This window comes from Roseomonas genomospecies 6 (assembly GCF_008365375.1).
Taxonomy (GTDB): Bacteria; Pseudomonadota; Alphaproteobacteria; order Azospirillales; family Azospirillaceae; genus Azospirillum.
The window spans coordinates 1-752 of the sequence record NZ_QOKW01000094.1 but is presented as its reverse complement, the minus strand read 5'-3'; the positions used below and the strand labels follow the sequence as shown (position 1 = coordinate 752).

The 752-nt window shown below is 71.1% G+C and carries 1 protein-coding gene; it reads left to right on the top strand.

The window, feature by feature from the left end:
* Positions 1-752 (top strand): efflux RND transporter permease subunit (locus DS843_RS30900; RefSeq protein WP_149472625.1); only part of this gene is annotated, 752 nt, incomplete at both ends.

The window sequence follows — 752 nt, the reverse complement described above, 5'->3', positions numbered from 1 at the left end:
GCGGCTGGAGGAGCACGACAGTTGGCTGGTCCGCAAGCTGAAGGCCGGGAACGCCCGGCTCCTGGGCTGGGCCTTCGCCAACCCGGGGACGCTGTTCGCCACGGTGGGGGCCGCCGTCCTGATCGCCGCGGCGACGGTGCCGAGCCTGCCACGCGCCTTCCTGCCGCCGTTCAACGAGGGCACGCTGACCATCTCCATGGTGCTGAACCCCGGCATCTCGCTGGCCGAATCCAACCGGGTCGGGCTGGCGGCGGAAAGGCTGATCATGCAGGTGCCCGAGGTGGCCTCCGTCGGGCGCCGCACCGGGCGCGCCGAACTCGACGAGCACGCCGAGGGCGTCCACTCCAGCGAGATCGACGTCGACCTGAAGCCCTCCGAACGCAGCCGGGCCGAGGTGCTGGCCGACGTGCGCGCCCGGCTGGCCGCCCTGCCGGTGTCGGTGAACATCGGCCAGCCGATCTCGCACCGGCTCGATCACATGCTCTCCGGGGTGCGGGCGCAGATCGCGTTGAAAGTCTACGGCGAGGACCTGGACACCTTGCGCAGCCTCGCCGGGCAGCTTCAGCAGAAGCTCGCAGGCGTTCCGGGACTGGTCGACCTCCAGACCGAGAAGCAGGTCCGCATCCCGCAGGTCCAGGTGGTCGTGGACTACGAGCGGGCGGCGCTCTACGGCGTGACCCCGGCCATGGCGACCGAGGCGCTGGAGAGCCTGTCCAACGGCCGCGTGGTGTCGGAGATCGTCGACGGCACCC